This is a genomic window from Bacillus sp. ISL-4, from assembly GCF_018613275.1.
Classification (GTDB): Bacteria; Bacillota; Bacilli; order Bacillales; family DSM-1321; genus Peribacillus; species Peribacillus simplex_E.
Genome location: NZ_JAGGQN010000034.1, coordinates 49,501 through 68,199, shown reverse-complemented (window position 1 = coordinate 68,199; position 18,699 = coordinate 49,501). Strand labels below are relative to the sequence as shown.

General features: G+C 38.6%; 23 protein-coding genes. 18 read left to right on the top strand and 5 right to left on the bottom strand.

The genetic code is table 11. From position 1 onward, the window contains the following. The first annotated feature begins 91 nt into the window (after window positions 1-91). From J7J00_RS19590 to J7J00_RS19560, 7 genes are all read left to right on the top strand, one after another. Window positions 92-568 carry a CcdC family protein gene (locus J7J00_RS19590; protein WP_214793789.1) on the top strand — a complete coding sequence of 159 codons (477 nt, stop codon included), beginning with the start codon at window positions 92-94 and terminating at the stop codon, window positions 566-568. Between the two features lie 184 nt (window positions 569-752). Then, entirely contained in the window at window positions 753-1,808 is a 1,056-nt protein-coding gene (locus tag J7J00_RS19585; protein ID WP_214793786.1) for a YeeE/YedE family protein, read from the top strand. A 41-nt stretch (window positions 1,809-1,849) separates the two neighbouring features. Next, the gene (locus tag J7J00_RS19580; RefSeq protein ID WP_214793784.1) at window positions 1,850-2,077 is read left to right on the top strand and encodes a sulfurtransferase TusA family protein; all 228 of its coding nucleotides are present in this window, start codon (window positions 1,850-1,852) and stop codon (window positions 2,075-2,077) included. A gap of 130 nt (window positions 2,078-2,207) precedes the next feature. After that, window positions 2,208-2,513, top strand: a complete 306-nt coding sequence (locus J7J00_RS19575; protein WP_098372930.1) for a DUF3219 family protein — start codon at window positions 2,208-2,210, stop codon at window positions 2,511-2,513. A gap of 80 nt (window positions 2,514-2,593) precedes the next feature. Next, window positions 2,594-3,022, top strand: a complete 429-nt coding sequence (locus J7J00_RS19570) for a DUF2621 domain-containing protein (protein WP_214793781.1) — start codon at window positions 2,594-2,596, stop codon at window positions 3,020-3,022. Window positions 3,023-3,184: 162 nt separating this feature from the next. Further along, window positions 3,185-4,330, top strand: coding sequence for an exonuclease SbcCD subunit D (locus J7J00_RS19565; RefSeq protein WP_214793778.1), 1,146 nt, complete (start codon window positions 3,185-3,187; stop codon window positions 4,328-4,330). Beyond that, window positions 4,327-7,458: an AAA family ATPase gene (locus J7J00_RS19560; RefSeq protein WP_214793775.1), complete on the top strand. Its 3,132-nt coding sequence runs from the start codon at window positions 4,327-4,329 to the stop codon at window positions 7,456-7,458. Before J7J00_RS19565 ends, J7J00_RS19560 begins: the two co-directional genes overlap by 4 nt. 224 nt (window positions 7,459-7,682) lie before the next feature. Here the strand turns inward: J7J00_RS19560 and J7J00_RS19555 are convergent, their stop codons facing one another. The 5 genes from J7J00_RS19555 to J7J00_RS19535 form a co-directional block, all read right to left on the bottom strand. Further along, a complete protein-coding gene (locus J7J00_RS19555) occupies window positions 7,683-7,901 on the bottom strand; it encodes a helix-turn-helix domain-containing protein (protein WP_214793772.1) in 219 nt (72 codons plus the stop codon). Window positions 7,902-7,911: 10 nt separating this feature from the next. Then, window positions 7,912-8,394, bottom strand: a complete 483-nt coding sequence (locus J7J00_RS19550; protein ID WP_214793769.1) for a DUF2975 domain-containing protein — start codon at window positions 8,392-8,394, stop codon at window positions 7,912-7,914. Window positions 8,395-8,641: 247 nt separating this feature from the next. Continuing rightward, the gene (locus J7J00_RS19545) at window positions 8,642-9,229 is read right to left on the bottom strand and encodes a hypothetical protein (RefSeq protein WP_214793766.1); all 588 of its coding nucleotides are present in this window, start codon (window positions 9,227-9,229) and stop codon (window positions 8,642-8,644) included. 236 nt (window positions 9,230-9,465) lie between these two features. Continuing rightward, window positions 9,466-9,717: a hypothetical protein gene (locus tag J7J00_RS19540; RefSeq protein WP_034670468.1), complete on the bottom strand. Its 252-nt coding sequence runs from the start codon at window positions 9,715-9,717 to the stop codon at window positions 9,466-9,468. Window positions 9,718-9,967: 250 nt separating this feature from the next. After that, entirely contained in the window at window positions 9,968-10,375 is a 408-nt protein-coding gene (locus J7J00_RS19535; RefSeq protein WP_214793763.1) for an Hsp20/alpha crystallin family protein, read from the bottom strand. A 354-nt stretch (window positions 10,376-10,729) separates the two neighbouring features. Here J7J00_RS19535 and J7J00_RS19530 point away from each other — a divergent pair, with 354 nt between their 5' ends. The 11 genes from J7J00_RS19530 (at window position 10,730) to J7J00_RS19485 (ending at window position 18,649) form a co-directional block, all read left to right on the top strand. After that, window positions 10,730-11,533 carry an enoyl-CoA hydratase/isomerase family protein gene (locus J7J00_RS19530; protein WP_214793760.1) on the top strand — a complete coding sequence of 268 codons (804 nt, stop codon included), beginning with the start codon at window positions 10,730-10,732 and terminating at the stop codon, window positions 11,531-11,533. A gap of 95 nt (window positions 11,534-11,628) precedes the next feature. Next, window positions 11,629-12,057, top strand: a complete 429-nt coding sequence (locus J7J00_RS19525; RefSeq protein ID WP_214793757.1) for an acyl-CoA thioesterase — start codon at window positions 11,629-11,631, stop codon at window positions 12,055-12,057. Window positions 12,058-12,155: 98 nt separating this feature from the next. Then, window positions 12,156-13,037 carry a PaaX family transcriptional regulator gene (locus J7J00_RS19520; RefSeq protein ID WP_207437903.1) on the top strand — a complete coding sequence of 294 codons (882 nt, stop codon included), beginning with the start codon at window positions 12,156-12,158 and terminating at the stop codon, window positions 13,035-13,037. A gap of 12 nt (window positions 13,038-13,049) precedes the next feature. Next, window positions 13,050-13,274: a hypothetical protein gene (locus tag J7J00_RS19515; protein ID WP_214793754.1), complete on the top strand. Its 225-nt coding sequence runs from the start codon at window positions 13,050-13,052 to the stop codon at window positions 13,272-13,274. Further along, the gene (locus tag J7J00_RS19510; RefSeq protein ID WP_214793751.1) at window positions 13,261-14,247 is read left to right on the top strand and encodes an MBL fold metallo-hydrolase; all 987 of its coding nucleotides are present in this window, start codon (window positions 13,261-13,263) and stop codon (window positions 14,245-14,247) included. Before J7J00_RS19515 ends, J7J00_RS19510 begins: the two co-directional genes overlap by 14 nt. Window positions 14,248-14,396: 149 nt before the next feature. Further along, window positions 14,397-15,335 (top strand): Phenylacetic acid catabolic protein, encoded by a 939-nt coding sequence (locus J7J00_RS19505; protein WP_214793748.1) that lies wholly within the window; start codon window positions 14,397-14,399, stop codon window positions 15,333-15,335. After that, entirely contained in the window at window positions 15,336-15,662 is a 327-nt protein-coding gene (locus tag J7J00_RS19500) for a metal-sulfur cluster assembly factor (protein WP_214793745.1), read from the top strand. After that, window positions 15,659-15,889: a hypothetical protein gene (locus J7J00_RS19495; RefSeq protein WP_214793742.1), complete on the top strand. Its 231-nt coding sequence runs from the start codon at window positions 15,659-15,661 to the stop codon at window positions 15,887-15,889. Before J7J00_RS19500 ends, J7J00_RS19495 begins: the two co-directional genes overlap by 4 nt. Window position 15,890: 1 nt before the next feature. Continuing rightward, complete coding sequence (locus tag J7J00_RS19490; protein ID WP_214793739.1) at window positions 15,891-16,541, top strand: Phenylacetic acid catabolic protein; 651 nt, start codon at window positions 15,891-15,893, stop codon at window positions 16,539-16,541. Then, window positions 16,531-16,725: a PaaD-like zinc ribbon domain-containing protein gene (locus J7J00_RS29060; RefSeq protein ID WP_483861521.1), complete on the top strand. Its 195-nt coding sequence runs from the start codon at window positions 16,531-16,533 to the stop codon at window positions 16,723-16,725. The genes J7J00_RS19490 and J7J00_RS29060 overlap by 11 nt, the downstream gene beginning before the upstream one ends. A 361-nt stretch (window positions 16,726-17,086) precedes the next feature. After that, on the top strand, window positions 17,087-18,649 hold the full coding sequence (locus tag J7J00_RS19485; protein ID WP_214793899.1) for a benzoate-CoA ligase family protein: 1,563 nt from the start codon (window positions 17,087-17,089) through the stop codon (window positions 18,647-18,649). The last annotated feature ends 50 nt before the right edge of the window (window positions 18,650-18,699 follow it).

Genomic DNA, 18,699 nt, shown 5'->3' with positions numbered 1-18,699 from the left:
AATAGGTAATATATACTTTGTTTATAAATTGAAGTCATATATAATTTATAATGGTACTTACCTATTTTTAGTTTAAAGGGATGGTTAAGAGATGATATATATATCAACAGGTATAGCGATTGTGATGGCTATAGGTGTTTTCATGTTACGGATGAAGGAAACGAAAAAACCAGTGAATGAAAAGAAAATCATTTTACCGCCGCTGTTTATGAGTACGGGTGCTTTGATGTTTATTTTCCCGATGTTCCGGGTGACTCGATACGAATTGTTGGAGGCTCTTGTTGCAGGGATGCTATTTTCCATCTTATTGATAAAAACATCTAAATTTGAAGTTAGAGATGAAAAAATTTATATTCTGCGCTCTAAAGCATTCATATTCATATTGATCGGTCTCATGGTGATTCGACTGGTGGCAAAACTGATGCTGGGAAGCACGATTGAAATCGGTGTATTGAGTGGAATGTTTTTCTTACTTGCTTTTGCGATGATCGTTCCGTGGAGAATTGCCATGCTTTACCAATATAAGAAAGTTAAAGCAGCCAGTTTCGACAGAAGTAGCATGGTGTAATACATGTACTGTAGGATTTAATCAAAGAACAATCAATAAACCTGAGTCGATAAATGACTCAGGTTTTTCATTTGCCTGGGAACTTTTTATGAGGGGGAAAAATTCATCCTAAAACCTAGTAATTTTATCCGGATTATATTATATTAGTATTATTATAATATTTTACTTAAGGAGGAAACGGTTCATGTTACAAATGATTATGTTCGGGATTATTTGTGGTTTACTGCTGGGATTTGTGCTTCAAAGAGGCCGTTTCTGTGTTGTTGGTGCATATCGTGATTTGATTTTAGCTAAAGATGGACGGATGTTCTTAGCTACATTTATTGTAATAGCGATACAAAGTATTGGTGTTTATGCATTGAATGATACAGGGGTCATTCAGTTTGGAAATGATGGTTTTCCATGGTTGGGAACAATCGTGGGTGGCTTTATTTTTGGCATTGGTATGGTTCTGGCAGGAGGTTGCGCCACTGGAACATGGTATCGTGCCGGAGAGGGTATGATCGGAAGTTGGGTTGCTCTTTTTGGATATATGCTAGGGGCAGCAATGACGAAATATGGTGTATGGAAAGTGGCTGGAGATAATCTGTTATCTTATCGTACAAGTGATACGTATATTCATGAAACATTAAATGTTTCACCATGGGTGCTTGTTATTATTGTGACACTTTTGGTTGGCCTATTGGTGATTCGTGAATTGAGAAAACCGAAACTTCCAATTTTTAAAATGAAACCGAAAAAAACGGGATTGGCCCACATCTTATTCGAGAAACGGTGGCATCCCTTTGTTACAGCATTATTGGTCGGCCTTATTGCAATCATGGCATGGCCGCTAAGCGCAATGACAGGCAGGATGTTCGGACTTGGAATTACAGCGCCTTCCGCGAACATTCTAACCTTCCTTATAACAGGAGATGATGCGTTAATCGACTGGGGTACGTTTTTAGTATTGGGTATTTTCCTCGGCGCTTTCATTGCTGCCAAAGGAAGCGGGGAATTCCGTTGGCGTTTGCCTGATATGAAAACGTTACGTAACAATGCAATTGGCGGTGTAATCATGGGATTTGGTGCAAGTGTTGCCGGGGGATGCACTATCGGAAATGGTTTGGTGAACTCGGCGCTATTTGCTTGGCAGGGTTGGATTGCTATTGTCTTTTTCCTGCTGGGTACATGGGTAGCAACTTATTTTACGATTATCCGTAAGGAAAAGCTGACAGCAGCTGCATCCAAATCGGCATAAGATACGAGTCAAAAATTTTTAATTCAAGGAGTGGAATATAAATGGCAAAAGTATTGGAAACGACTGGAATGGTATGTCCATTCCCTTTAGTGGAAGCAAAAGAAGCGATAGTGGACATGGTAATAGGAGAGGAATTGATCATTAATTTCGATTGCACACAAGCAACGGAGAGCATTCCGCGTTGGGCTGCTACCGAAGGTCATGAAATTACGGAGTTTGAGCAAATCGATGACGCTAAATGGCGTATAATCGTGAAAAAGGGAAAGTAAATTGATTTGAAGAAAACGTGTTTGGGTTTCCTATGCACGTTTTTTTATTTTTTTCGGGGTTGAATAATTGGAAGCTGAACGTTTCTAGTGATAACATGTCTTTAACCAATTTATTAAGGAGATGTTGATAATGGTAGACAAGGTCATTTTAAACGATGTTCCACTGCATGTCACTGACTTTCTTTCTGAAACTGTAAAGGATTCTGAAGGAAAGGGAATTAGAAAAGTCAGTTTCAATTTCAGGGTTACACATAGTGAATATCATGATATTACAACACTGCTTTATCAAATGGTATTTGATTTAAAGATTCCACAGTCAAACGAGGAGTTTCGAGCAGAGATCTTTAACTACGCAACTTCGGTCACGAATCTATATGAAGAAAATGCGGTGGGGGAATTTTCGCTTGTCTTGCTGGAAGTGAACGGTCAGGAATGATTACATTGCCAGTCTTGTAAAGATATGGGTTACTGTCTATAATAATAGTGACGATCATTTTATACATATGAGGTGGTACTTTGCTTAGTGGATGGTTTTTATGGTTTATTCTATTTTGGGTAGCCCTTTTAATTATATTGATGAGCATAGGTGGCTTTTTCATGTTTCGGAAGTTCCTGAAAAGATTTCCGAAAGAAGATGGGAAATCCGATATGGATTGGGAAGAATACTATTTGGAACAAACAAAGCACTTATGGTCAAAGCAGCAAAAGGAATTACTGGAAGATTTAGTGAGCCCTGTGCCAGAACTTTTTCGTGATGTTGCACGTCATAAAATCGCGGGGAAAATCGGTGAGTTGGCGTTAAAGGAAAAAGCGGGCGATATTACGGAAGATTTAGTGATACGCGGCTATATCATTGCCACACCAAAACGTGACCATAAATTTTTACAAAAAAAATTAACTGAAAGAAAGGTGAATATGGTTCCATATGAACACTTATTCAGCTAATGATTAAAAAAGCAGACTCTTTTGGAGTTTGCTTTTTTTATTCTGAATCTTTCAAAAGAATGGGGCAGTGTGGTAAAAATCAGAACGTTTGTACCCAAACCATGCTATTCGTAAAATTTTTGATATAATAATAGTAAGTAAAAATTAGGACGGAGTGAAACTATGAAATTTATCCATACGGCTGATTGGCATTTGGGGAAAATCGTTCACGGGGTACATATGACAGATGACCAAAGGCATGCACTCTTGCAATTCATAGAAATTGTCGAAGAGGAAAAACCGGATGCGGTTGTGATTGCCGGTGATCTATATGATCGGTCCGTTCCGCCGACTGAAGCGGTGGAGCTTCTTGATGAAATCCTTTATACGATTAATGTGAAAATGAATACTCCGATTGTTGCGATATCGGGAAACCATGATTCTGCGGAAAGACTCGCATTCGGTTCATCGTGGTATCGTCATAGTCAGTTATACATTCATGGGAAATTGACAAAAACATGTGAGCCGGTCCGTATCAAAGGCGTGAACTTTTATTGTGTTCCATATGCAGAACCTGGGACGGTCCGCCATCTGTTTGAAGATGATAGTATCCATTCCCATCAAGAAGCGATGAAGCGGATAACCGGAACGATTGCCGAGAATTTCAATAAGGGTGAGCCGAATGTCTTCGTAGGACATGCTTTTGTATTAGGCGGAAAAACGAGCGATTCGGAAAGGGTCTTGTCTGTAGGTGGCTCAGGCTGTGTTTCATCCGACATATTCGATGCGTTCGATTATACGGCACTTGGGCATTTACATAGTCCAGACGCAATACGTCATCCTAAGGTGTTTTACTCTGGATCACTATTAAAATATTCTTTTTCCGAGGCCAAGCAAAATAAGTCGCTTTCCATCGTCGATATGCAAGAAGATGGAAGCTTTGATATACGCTATCGTTCTTTGGCACCCAAGTTCGATATGAGGGAGATATCCGGAGTTATGGAAGAGTTACTCGATCCGGCATTCTATCAATCGCAAAAAAGGGATGACTATTTGAAAATAACATTAAATGATGAGGGGGCACTCATTGATCCTATTAACCGCTTGCGCCAGATTTATCCGAACGTACTACATCTAGAGCGTAAATGGGATTTGACCGACCTTAGAAGAAAAAAATCTTTCTCCTCTGTAAAAGATGAACGGAAATCAGAATTGGACTTGTTTGAAACGTTTTATCAAGAAATGACAGACCGGGACTTTGATTCTCAAAAGCAGGATTTGATGGTTTCGGTAATTGAGGCTGTTAAGAAAGAGGAGGCTTTGAAATGAGACCGGATATATTAACGATGCAGGCATTCGGACCATATGCAGGAAGGGAAACCATTGACTTTAATTCCCTTGGAGAACGGACGATGTTTGTCATTTCTGGAAAGACAGGCGCAGGGAAAACAACGATATTTGATGGTATTAGTTTTGCGATATATGGAAAAGCCAGTGGTGAAGATCGAAGCGGGCAAGATTTACGAAGTCAGTTTGCCGAAGATGATATATTGACGGAAGTCTCGTTGCAATTTACACTGCGTGGAAAAACGTATTTGGTGACCCGGTCCCCGCAGCAGGAACGCAAGAAAAAAGCAGGTGAAGGAACAACAACGGTTGGAGCAAAGGCTGAATTATATGAAATATTGGCCGAAGGAAAAAAATTGCTGGGAGCAAATGTACGGGAAGTTGAAGAAAAAATCAAAGTACTCATTGGACTTGACGCTAATCAATTCCGGCAAATCCTGATGATTCCACAGAATGAATTTCGAAAACTGTTAACTTCCGACAGCAAGGATAAAGAACAGATTCTCCAGAAATTATTTCATACTGAACTTTATAAACGAATAGAAGAAAAATTAAAAGAAGAGGCTTCCATCCTAAAAAAGGAAAGTGAAAAAAGTGCTCAGCGGCGAATTGAATTAATGAAAGGCATCCAGCCTGGCAATAATGAAGAATTACAGGCACAAATACAAGGGGAAGAGCCTAGTGAACAACAGATCTTACCGCTGTTACAGGAAGTCATTTTGCAGGCGGCAGAAAAAAGTGAATATATAAATAAACAAATACAAGAAAAGCAGAAAGCTCGTGATCAAGTAAATCAAGAACTTTCAAAAGCTGTCGATTTATTAAATCGATTTTCGGAAAAAGAAAAACTGCGGAATGAAAAGGAGGCCCTTGAAGCAAAGCTGCCGGAAATGGAATTAGTGAAAGTCCAAATAAAAATGGCACACAAAGCGGCTTCGCTTGAAAAGCAGGAACAATACTATTTGCGAATTGGCAAACAAGTACAAGATGCGAATGCCGAACTTAAAAAGTTAAGTGAGCAGTCCGAGAAGTTACGGATTGAGCGCATTGAGAAGCAGGATTCCTATGATAAGGAAAAGTTGAAGGATAATCAAAGAGAGCAGGCAGTCCGAACTGTTCATCAGCTTGAGCAGGTAAAAGATGCTGTCATGACTTTTGCAAGCTTAAAAGCACAGGTTACTATAGATGAAAAAGAGTGGCAAACTAGCAAACGACTTCGTGAAAAAACTGTTTCGGAACATCTGTCGATTGAAGCGGAAACAGAGAAAGTCGTTCAAGAAAAAACAGAAGCAGAAAAAGCGGCTGTTCTTTATCGTGATCAGGAAATTGAAGCAGAAAGAAATAATCAATCGTTATCTAAGATTAAAAAGCTTCAAGAAGTTCTTTATGAAATCCAGAATACGAAACGAGTTCTGGATGAAAAGAATAATCGGTTCCAAGAGTTACAAAGAATACAAATTCAGGAGAAGGAAAAACTGGAAACCCTGAATCGAAACTGGAGATCTGGCCAAGCGGGTATGCTTGCTTCCATGTTGCATTCTGGAGAAAATTGTCCTGTGTGCGGTTCGCAAAGTCATCCAAAACCAGCGCAATTGCATGAGCATATGCCGACGGATTTGGAACTGAAAGAGCAAGAAAACAAGCTGAAAACTGCAGAACAACAAAAAAGCCAAGCGGAAAGTGACTATTATCAAGCGAAATCAAAATATGATGCACTGGTAGAGTCTTCACAAGAAAAGCTTAGTGACATACAAAATGACATGCCGGAGTTTAGGTGTGAAAATATTGATGGGCATTTGCTACAGTTTGTACAAAAAGGAAAAGTGCTTCAAGAGCAGCTAAAAGAATTGATGCGGAAAAAGTCTGTACTCAATGATCTGGAAAAAAGGTTGCAGGAATTAAAAGAGAAAGCATCCCAGCTTAAGGATAATATGATCTCTTTAGAGAGAAAAGAGGACCAAGGGAAAACGAGGTATATTGAAAACTCTACAAAACTAACAGGATTAACCGATTCCCTGCCAGACGGAATACGGACTGAGGAAGAATATAATGATGCTTATCAAATGGCTGTAAATACACAGAAACGCTTACAATCGGCCTTTGATGATGCACAAAAAAACCTCCAACTGGTGAAGGAAAGAGAATCGGCCATCATTGCAAAAAAAGAATCCCTAAGTGGAAATATAGAGGCCTTAAATACAGAATTGAAAGAGGAGCGGGAAAAGTTAATTACGGATATGACAAATCAAGGCTTTTCCAATTATAAAGAATATACGGCAGCAAAAAAATCGGAAGCGGCTCTGGGGAATTTGGAGGACCAAGTACAACAGTATAATCAAAATTGGCAAAGTGTTTTAAGTCTGTTTCATGATTTGGAAATGAAATTAAAAGATGTGGCCAAACCAGATCTTGAAGGATTGAAAAAGACTTTCGATTTCATAGATGGAGAATTGGAGTCGTTACGCCAAAATCAGAATGTATTACAGGCTGAAATTCGGACTAACGAAGAAATCGAAAGGAAATTGGCGCAAATCAGGGAAAATCAGAAAAGTTTAGATGAAAGGTACAGTATCGTCGGTCATCTGTCTGAGATTTCCAAAGGTCAAAACTCCTTCAAAATAACTTTTGAACGATATGTACTGGCAGCCTTTTTAGATGATATCTTAAAAGAAGCCAATTCAAGGCTGCTGAAAATGACAAGCGGCAGATATCAGCTGTTGCGAAAGCTTGATCCTACACGCAGGAACATCCAGAGCGGTCTGGAGTTATCTGTGTATGACCAATATACAGGACATGAGAGGCATGTCAAAACCCTTTCGGGAGGCGAGAGCTTTAAGGCATCCCTTGCACTTGCTTTGGGACTTGCGGATGTTGTCCAGCAGAATGCTGGCGGTATTTCACTCGAAACGATGTTCATCGATGAAGGTTTCGGTACGCTCGACCCTGAATCTCTTGATCATGCGATTGAAGCATTAATGGATATACAAAGCACCGGGAGATTGGTCGGGATAATTTCCCATGTGCCGGAATTGAAAGAGAGAATCGATGCACAGCTGCAAGTCATATCGACACAAAATGGAAGTCGAACGTCCTTTTATTTTGCTGGATAATCAAGAAAAAAGAATGGCTAAGGGGGATGTGGTTCCCTAATAATGGGTTCCCTTTTGAGGTGCAAACATTGCAAATCACATCATGTTTTTTGTCAATACAATGAAATTCTCAATGGAATTCTCTGAGTAAATAACATCAATAAACGCAAAGAAGGGATAGCTTAATGGCTATCCCTTAAATTCTCTATCGACTCCTGTTAGTTAAATAAATTTGTTGTCTGTTTTTATTGAGTGTCCTCCTCGCTTTTGTACTCCAAAATATCACCCGGCTGACAATCCAAAGTCTTACATATCGCTTCTAATGTTGAAAAACGAACCGCTTTTGCTTTCCCATTTTTCAGAATGGAAATATTCGCCATGGTAATTCCAACCCTCTCCGAAAGCTCCGTTACGCTCATTTTTCGTTTTGCTAACATCACATCAACATTAATAATAATTGCCATATCCTCCACCTCAGACCGTCAAATCATTTTCTGATTTTATGTTAATCGCTTCTTGTAGAAGCCGTTGGAGGACAGCAGCAAAAACGGCGATAACCAACGAAGCAAAAATGATGACCAATCCGAATGGTATGAAACTTGGAGGGTCAACTTTCTTCCCCATGAGATAGTAAAGTGGCATGCCTAGCAGGTACAAGGTACTGATTGTGATGGCACAGTTTTTGATTTTCTTTAAAGCTTTTACCGATAATTCCGAGAACGCTTCGTTCTTATCAATATAGCTTAAAAGTTTAAAAGCCTGATACAGAGCAAAGTAAAAAGGAATCGCTGCTGCGTACATATCGATTAAAACGAGAGGTTTCATATAAGCCATTTCTGGATATAATTCTCCAGCAAAAATCCCAATCTTAGGCACTAAAAATATGCACAAAGCGAGAATTGGGATTCCAATAAGAATAACAGCCATCTTCAAAAAGAGTGTTGTTCCTTGTTTCATAAAGTGCACCTCACTTATTTAATGTCAGTTTTGACTTTATCACATAATTTATCGTTTAACAATAAATGCGTATTGTTTTATATTATATTATTATTGTTATTGAAATATCATTGTAATTTTAACAAAAATAAAAAGCATTTCTCATTGCAAAGGAATGCTCTTACTTTAACATGTTAAATTTACAACTTGTTCAACAAAACTTCCAAATAGTTTAATAAAGTAAATCAACAACAATAGATAACGGAACCTACTTAAAATAAATAATATCCTTCATCGTAAATTGTTTATCGGCAATCCCCAATCTTTGAGCTGGTGTAGCCTTCACTTTATCCCATGAATTGTATGGCAAACAGAAGTTGTAGAAAGTACGAAGGATGGTTAAAGCATATTGGGCATACTTAGGGTTAAAATTAGCATATATATAGCTTTTTCCTTCCCCTCTTGCAGTAACCAACGGACGCTCCAAAATAGACAATCTGCGTCTAATCTGTTGCATGAATGCACTTGTAGCCTTGTCATTTACCTTAACCAACGTGTTAGCCACATGCTCAATTTCATAAGATGATAAATCAGTAGTACAATCTACCAAACGCTTTCCTTGGTCAATTGAAGGAAGTGGATGTTCGATAGGATTCTTAGCCCGCTTTCGATGTTGGCTACCATCCTTCTTGACTGTTTCATAAAACTTATGATAGCGGAGGATAGAAATTGATTTTGCAATGGCTAACTTTGTAATGGAGGCTTCATCGCTCGAACCGCCACCGCCCCATGATTTCAATTCTTCCCTCGCATCTACATATTCTCGATAAGCCTTTGCGGATCTTATTTCGGTCAATTTTAGAAAGGAAGTATAGCGAGGAGATGCCCATCGTACAACGATTAAATTGAATGAGGAAGGGTTGACCTTTGAAGTGAAATTTCACGTGTTGAAACAGCGGGTCACGATATTTTTTTGCAAAGTCTGAGGAAAAAAGGAGAGGATAATCTTTTTCACGCTCCGACAACTCGGTGCGAGTGATGGGACTTTCAATAACAACAATATTATCTTCTTTGGTAGCAAGTCTTTTCAATTTAGACAAGTTGTTCTTCTTCCTCCTCAACATTGATTAAGAGCTGGTCTGTAATTCGTTTGTTAAAACGCTTCTTCTGAATCCACTCCATAAAATCTTCGTCCTTGAGTAAATTCTTTAAAAATGTATCCACAACTTCATCTTCACTATATTCAGTGTATTGAGCATAGTATTTAACGATTGCTCTAGTGTGTTCAGACACTATCCAATTAACCTTTCGTCCTTGGGTTTTCTTGGGTTTAATAAACTCCATATCTGTTCCTCCTTCATAATTCACAGTTAAATTCACACTGTACAATAATTATTTCCATATTAGATAATTGGTATGCGAAATCCTGCTTTAATTTTAATAAAAACATCAAAGAGTGTAGTAATTTCAAGGAAATAAAAAACGTGAATTCATGTGTGAATTCACGTTAAAAATGTATTGTGCAATTGATTTTTGCACCCCAAAAGAGAACCCGTTAGTTCCCTAGGCCATTCTTTTTATTTTTATGAATGAACTACTCAATGTCAATATCTTCAGCCGTTTTTCCGGGGGAAAACTTATGGATGCGAATCACCAATATCGGATTCGAGAATTCAGCGGTAATTCTTCGAGAGCAAATCGAAAAGGGGAAAGGGATCTTTCTCTGTGTGGGCAGTGTATCTTCTTTTTTTTCAAGAATTGGCTTATCAGTATCGTCAACGATGATCGATAGCTCATTATCACATAGGCAAACTTTTATATCTTTAACATCATGATTTTCTAAAACTGCTTCCACCATATACTCATCGTCACTTTCGTATATATCAATTGAAAAAAGTTGATGATCCAACGCACAAGTTTCCGGATCCAGAAAAAAACTTTTTACCCATTCATCAAACTTTTCAACCTCATTCATTTGCGATCCATGTTGATTGTCTTGCATGTTGATACCCCCGGTTTTCCTTTGAGGTATTATATGTTGGAGCATGAAGAATGGTGATTGAAAAAGTGAAATAGACCAATTCTATATGAGTTGGTCATTTCTTTATAATCGATCATGTTTTCTATTAAGCTCGTCCCTATTGCTATCTTATATCTTAATATTCGAAACCAGGTTTTTACTGCTGTCAAAATGAACATTCCATATCATTGTTAAAACAGCTACAAATAACATATTAAATGTAAATTTTAAATAATTTACCAAAAATAATTGCAATTCTGAAAATTTAGTAGTATATTATGTAATATAAACGGAAGGAAATAAAACGTAATATAAAATTCAGAGGAGTGTTGAATAATGAGTACAGCAGTCGAAGCAAAGCAAACGCTTACAATCCAAAAAAACAAAGAAACTGGGGTAGCGGAGGTACATCTTCATATTAATAAGACTAATGCCTATACGCTTGATTTTTACAAAGAATTAAATGCTGCAATTGATGACATTCGTTTTGATCCAGATATGAAAGTAGCTGTATTAATGAGTGATATGCCTAAATTCTTCTCGGTCGGAGCGGATATTAACTTCCTTAAAGCTGCTGATCCGGTTTTTAAAACACAATTCTGCTTATTCTGTAATGAAACTCTTGATAAAATTGCCCGTTCACCGCAAATCTGGATTGCATGCCTCGAAGGTCACACAGTAGGTGGGGGACTGGAAATGGCGATGGGTTGTGATCTTCGCTTTATGGGTGATAGTGCAGGGAAAATCGGTTTACCGGAAGTTAACCTTGGGGTCCTTGCAGGTACTGGGGGGACACAGCGTATGGCTAGATTAGTTGGTCACTCCAAGGCAATCGACCTGAATATCACAGGGGAGTCTATCTCACCTCAGGAAGCTAAGGAAATACGATTAGTAGATCGGGTTTTCCCACAAGATGAAATACGTGAAAAAACATTGGAATATGCCAAAAATGTCGCAAGTAAAGCTAGTTATGCAGTAACTAATATAAAACTATCGATAATGAACGGTAAAGAAATGCCTTTAAACGCGGCGATTCGTTATGAAGGGGAAATACAGAATCTTTTATTCCGCTCTGAAGATGCTAAAGAAGGTTTAGCTTCCTTCCTTGAAAAGCGTGAACCACAGTGGAAAGGTAAATGATTGATTTGTCCTTTTAAAAGTAAAAAAAGCAATATCGGTTCCTGCCGATATTGCTTTTTTACTACGAATGCGATTGGGAGGATGGTGTATATATAATGGAAGAAACTCATTTGAAAAGGCGCGTGAACGAAACGAAATTTCAAATTCAATGGGGTGATACAGACCGAGCAGGAATTGTCTATTATCCGAATTATTATAAATGGTTCGATTTAGCGGGACATAATTTTTTTCGTTCTATAAATATGAGCCCTAAATATTTGGAAGAAGAGAAGAGAATCATCATTCCATTACTTGAAGCAAAGTGCACTTTTGAAAAACCGCTGTTCTATGACGATGAAGTGACAGTATACACTCATGTGAATGAGGTGAAAACAAAGACCATTCGTTTTCATCATGAGGTTTATTGTGGGGAAAAAAGGACTGGGTATGGTTATGAAATTCGCGCTTGGACTTCCATCGGGGGTGATGGGTTTAAGGCTGTACCAATTCCAGAAAATATAAAAAGAATATTAAAAGTCATATAGCGGGGTATGAAGGGATGTTTATCTCCAACAAGTTTGAAAATTGAGCCAATTTAGATTACATTAAGAAGAAAAGGCTTTATGAGAACAGGAGAATCAACATGAAACCAAGGTCATTATTGTATACTCTTTTTGGTGATTTCGTCCAATTCTACGGTGGGGAAGTATGGATTGGGACACTTATTAAAATGATGGGGCATTTTGGTGTTTCTGAATCCTCGGTACGTGGAGCTATTCTGCGTCTTGTTCAACAGGATTTAATTACTGGGCGAAAAATAGGCAATAAAAGCTATTATTCATTAACTCAAAAAGGGAAACGCAATATGGATGATGGTGTCAAACGTGTTTATACGATCCGGAATAATCATTGGGATGGTTTGTGGAGAGTTGTTACATACTCCATCCCTGAGGAGAAGCGAGTGCTGAGGAATCAAGTGCGTAAGGAATTGAGCTGGACAGGTTTCGGGCTTTTGTCCAATAGTATTTGGGTCAGTCCCAATCCATTGGAAAAACAAGTTCTGACCTTGATGGATACATATGATTTAAAGGACTACCTGATTATTTTCAGTTCCAGTCAAGTCATCACCCACTCAAATGAAGAGATTTTACGTGCTTGTTGGAATTTAAATGAAATAAACAAAAACTATTTAACTTTCATACAGCAATATGAAACGAAGCTTCAGGACATGCAGCAGGCTGTATGGGAAGATAGCATTTCAAATGAAGAATGTTTTTATGAACGAACCCGGCTTGTTCACGAATATAGGAAGTTCCTTTTCCTGGACCCTAGTTTCCCGCTGGATTTATTACCTGAAGACTGGCATGGAATCAAGGCCAGGGAGCTATTTTGGAATATTCATCAGCTTACCTCGGTCAAAGCAGTGAAATATTTTGAATCAATCATGGAATATCCTCCTGATAAAGCAGGATTTGTAAATCGCGAGAAAGCAATTAACCCTTTTTCAGAAATCTATCATGATTAAGAGGAAGGTTTTATGCAGCAAAAAATCCATGTTACAGAAAAAGGTTTGGAAGAACTGGGTGGCCTTGATTATGACAAATGTGCGATTAATAAGGGGAATGCTGCTGTTTTACGCACAGGCATTGTAATTGGATCAAAAGCGTATCAGTTAACAGTCGTAACAGGAGATAGAAAGGAAGCGTTGCTTGCCTTTCAACACAATTGGAAACCAGTTTTAGGGAGTGATGATCATTACTGAGCCATTAGGGAACTATCAACAATTAACAGATTATTTAATTCGCATAGGCATACCTGTTCCATTCCCCATGAAGCATGTTTATTGTTATTTATTTCGAATGGAAGAAGAAATCGTACTGGTGGATGTTGGGTTTCCAACAGAAGTCGCCAAGAAGTATTGGGAAGAAGTTCTTGAAGAGTTGTCCATTAAACCAACAGATATATCAAAGATTATCCTGACCCATTTTCATCCTGATCATACTGGCTTAATCAGCTGGATGCAGCAAAAAACCGGTGCTCGCGTTTATATGAGTGATGCGGAAGCCCAGATGATTAAAACTGTCTTTGGCGGGAATACGAAACAGGCTGAAGCAATATACGAATTATTTGGTAAACATTCCGTACCTGAGCCTTTGTTGACTAAAGTGAGAGAAAACGTATTGTTTTTCTCGAATAAAGTGAGTCCACTTCCTGAGATTGAGGGTTTTCAAGAAAACTATATAGATAGTCCTGGAGGAAGATGGAGCGTCAAAACATATGGTGGTCATGCGGAGGGACATCTATGTTTTTATCAAGAGACCCAAAAAATCATGTTAATAGGCGATGTAGTCTTGAATAAGATCACTCCGAATATTAGTCTTTGGCCAAATTCCGATCAAAACCCTCTAAAAAGTTACTTTTCAACTTTGTATCAACTTGTTGAACAGGATGTGAGCATTGCATATCCTGCCCATGGAACACCAATAGTGAATCTTGCCCAGAGGGCTAAGGAAATAATTGAACATCATCATGAACGTTTAACGACCATTTTAACCATTCTGGAAACAAATAAAGTGGCGTATAAAATTACGGAAAAACTTTTTCAACAAAAGAAGCTCACTGATCATCAATGGCGATTCGCCATTGCGGAAACGTTAGCACATCTGGAATATTTAGTTGAAGAAAAAAGAATACAAAAAATTTCAAATGGCGGAATGTTTCGCTACGAATTATAACAAATAAAGCGAGATGCACTTTTGTGCATCTCGCTTTATTTGTTATCTGAAAAATCTGATAAAGTGTTGACTAACCAGATAAAGTAAATTATTATATTACTTATATAAGACGATGGTTTAAAAAACATAATATGATGGGAGAGAGACAGATGACAGGATTTACAAATGATTTGATGGGCAAGATCCAAGCCGGGTTTGTGGTCGAAAGACTGGAAGATATGGATGAAAACTATAAAAAGGCATTGAAACAAACTTTGATGATAGTTGCGGATACAGAATTGTTAAGTGTTCCGCCACTTCTGACTGTCTATAATGAAGCCCCTAATTTAAATTACAAAATCACAGCACTTGCAGTGATGCAGGATGAAATCGGCCATGCGCATATTGCGTACAGATTATTAAAGGATTTAGGAGAAAACGTTCAATTCATGCTATATGAGCGATCGCCAAATAGATGGAAGAATCCATATGCTTTTGATTTTAAATTAGATAACTGGGTTGAACTGGGAGTATTCAACGGATTATTTGATCGAGCTGGTTACACCTTATTGGGAGATGCGCACCAACATACATCATACGGACCTTGGAAACGGGCATTGGTCAAAGTTGATAAGGAGGAACTATTCCATTTAAGAAACGGAGAAATCATAATGAAGGCAGCCATGAAAGATCCTGAAACGGCTAAGCAGGTTCAAGAAGCGATTGATTGGATGTTCATCATGTCCCTTGAATTCTTCGGTGTAGCAGATAACTTGAAAAGCAGGTCAGCCCAGCTGGATTATAAATTAAAAGGAAAGACTAATGATGAATTAAGGCAGAAATGGATGTCTACTGCCGTTCCTTTCTGTGAATCCCTCGGACTTAATCTACCTGCTCATTATAATGAAGGGACTGGAAGGTATGAATTGAAAGTTCCTTTTCCATGTAAATTCGATGTGGAAAATAAGCGGTGGAAATATGATGAACCCGATACGTGGGATAATGTCATCAACCGTTTTAAGCAGCGTGGTCCACAAAATCAGGAGTTCGTTAACCGGATTCAAAAAGGGTATCAGCTACTTGATGAATATCGAAATGAGGCGATTTAGATGGGTGGGGTGTTATATAAGGATCCGGTATTAATCCATGCGTTGCAAGAAGTTTCTGATCCTGAATTTCCTATAAGCATCGTGGATATGGGCTTGATTTATGGCGTAGAAAAGCAAGGGAATACAGCGTATGTAACGATGACATATACTTCAACGGGATGCGGGTGCATGCAGTGGATTGAGAGTGATATTAAAAAAAGGCTTCTTAAAGAAGAAAGTGTTCATGCAGTGGAAATAGAGGTGGTTTGGAGTCCAGCTTGGACGGTCGACCAAATGAGTGAAGCAGGCAGGCTGATATTAAAGTCCTGGGGGGTCAGTTCAAAATGAGTGATAATAAGGTCCAAAATTTTGAATATGATGTGTTTTCAAGAATCAATCGTGGTGATGACCTAATGCATATTGGAACAGTTGAAGCCGATAATGATGAGTTGGCACGTGTTTATGCCCGTTATATTTATGATGAAGAAAAATGGGTGGAAATGTTTATAGTCAAGCGGAAAAACATGATTTGCATTAGAGAAGCAGAACCATTTTTTAAGAAAAGGGTGATTTAATATGGTGAATTCAACAAATGGCAACACTGAATTGATTACCTTGATAGAAACGATTGCTGATAATAAATTCATTTTAGGAGATCGTCTTGTTGAGGTCGGTATCAGTGGTCCAGACTTAGAAGGGACCCTTGCCGCAATTGCAATGGCCCAATCGGAGCTAGGTCATGCCCGCCTTCTCTATAATTGGGGAATGAGTTTGAAGAGCGGAAAAGGCAGCAAAAAGGAAGTGAAGGTACAAACGGGTAAAGCGTTTGACAGCATTGTTCAAATCGGGGAGTGGATACAACTGATTGCAGGGCTCTATACTATGAATACGGCATTCAATACATTGATAACCGCTTTGACCAGCCGCCAAAAAGGTAGTGAAATCGAACTGCAATTCAATAAATTGGCAAGAGAACAGTTAGAGCATATTTTGTACTCGAAAAACTGGGCACTCAAGTTACTGAATGATGGAGGCTCAATTCCTGTCCGTTTCGGGAGGGCATTTAAACTTTGTGAACAAGAAGTAATTACTTGGTTAAAACAAGTGGAAAACAATAGTGTGCTTATTGAAAACGAGATCCTTCCTGTAAATAGTAATTTAGTAAACTCCTATAAGGAAGCTTTGATCCCGCGTTTAAGGGACGAGGAAATAATAAATGCCCGTTGAAAAGGAAAATCCTGCATGTCCATTTTGCGATGGCAAAAATGTTGAATTATATTCATCCTTCGGTACTGCACAGCTCGTAAGGCAATACTATTGCCTAAACTGTAAAACGGTTTTTGAAAGCATACGATGGAAAGGTTCTTTCTCTACTGATCGACCTCATGAGCATTCTGATCTGAATGGGTAGTCATTACTTGTTAAAAGCCTTTCCAGTGCAATATGCACTTGTGAATGTGTAAAATATTGGGGGAGATATCAGACTATAAGTTTCATAGCCTGATGGAATTACTTTACCCTTAATTGGAGGCTTGGCTGATTTGAAAGCGGTTTCTGAATGAAAAAGAGCATTGTCAGGAAGGGGATTTGCTCAAATTAGTACAAAGGAGATTTTGAAAATGGAAGGTTAGGGAATTTATCCGGCTTTATATGGCAGCCGTCTTCTTTATGGATTAAAGGGGACGGTGGGATGACGCTTCTAAAACCAGTAGCTTTTTGAGGAGGGTAAATGTGTGATAAAAACTGAATGTAAAATTAGAGGATTGGGCGCGATGTACAATGCTTCCTATAATTTCTTCCAGAAAAACATTGAGGCAGGAATAGGGGATAAAACCGCTATTTATTATGAAAATCAATCTTATACCTATCAGGAAATCGATACCCTTTGTAATCAATTTGGTGCGGCATTAAAAGAACTGGGCATAGAGATGGAACAGCGCGTCCTGCTTTTATTACATGATTCTCCAGAATTCATCATTAGTTTCTTCGGTGCAATAAAGGTTGGGGCAATCCCGGTTCCATCCAATACGCTTTTGCCCATAAAGGATTATGAGTATCTTTTGAATAATAGCCGTTCCAAAGTGTTGGTTACTACTTGTGAACAGTGGGAGAAGTTAAAGCTTGTTAAAAATAGATTACTATTCTTGAGGCATGTCATCTTGATTGATGGGGGTGATCTAAACCTGAAGGAAGATAACGAACATTCTTTCCAGACTCTTACTCGCAGACAAAATAAAGACCTGCCTCCTTGTTTTAGCAACATTAATGATCAAGCGTTCTGGCTCTATACATCCGGAAGTACAGGTGAGCCAAAAGGGGTTATTCACCTACAAACCGATATGGAAGAAGCCTTTAAAAACTACGCCAGGAACATTTTGCAAATCACCGAAAATGACATCACTTTTTCCGCCTCGAAGCTTTTCTTTGCTTATGGTTTGGGAAACGCGATGTATTTTCCTTTTGGAGCCGGGGCCACCACTGTTTTAATGCCGGACCGACCGACTGCAGAAAAGGTGTTCGAGACGATAGAGAAGCATCGTCCAACCATTTTTTTTGGGGTCCCGACTCTATATGGATCGATGCTCAATTACCTTGAGAAGACGAAGGAAACCTATGATCTTTCTTCAGTTAGGCTTTGCGTATCAGCAGGAGAGGCACTGCCGGCTTCTTATATCGAACAATGGAAGAGAGTTTTCGGATTGGAAATTATAGACGGAATTGGTTCGACCGAATCACTTCATATATACCTTTCCAATCAAGTAGATGCTATTCGGCAAGGAAGCACAGGAAAAATCGTTCCTGGTTACGAAGCTAAAATAGTGGATGAACAAGGTCATGAAACTCAGGTGAATGAAGTGGGAGACCTTTTAATTAAGGGAGAAAGCATTGCAGCCTCTTATTGGAATCTAAATGAAGAAAACAAAAAGAAGTTTATTGGTAATTGGCTGGTGACAGGAGATAAATACTTCAAGGATGAAGATGGCTTCTATTGGTACGCCGGCCGCAATGATGACATGATGAAGGTAAATGGAATTTGGGTATCGCCAATAGAAATAGAAAATGCACTCTTATCACATCCCGATATACTGGAAACTGCTGTTGTTGCTGTAAAGGATGAAAATGGTTTAATAAAGCCAAAAGCCTTTATAGTATTAAAAGCAAATGCGGAATCAAGTGAAGGAGTAAAAGCAGAATTAAAGGGATTTGTCAAAAAAGTATTAGCACCGTATAAATATCCTCGCGACATTGAATTCGTGAACGAGTTACCTAAGACTTCGACAGGAAAGATACAAAGATTTAAATTAAGAGAGTCAGAGATCAAATCACAATCGTAAACAAGAAGGAGGATTCAATCTCCTTGAATGTGGACTCAAAATGAATGTCT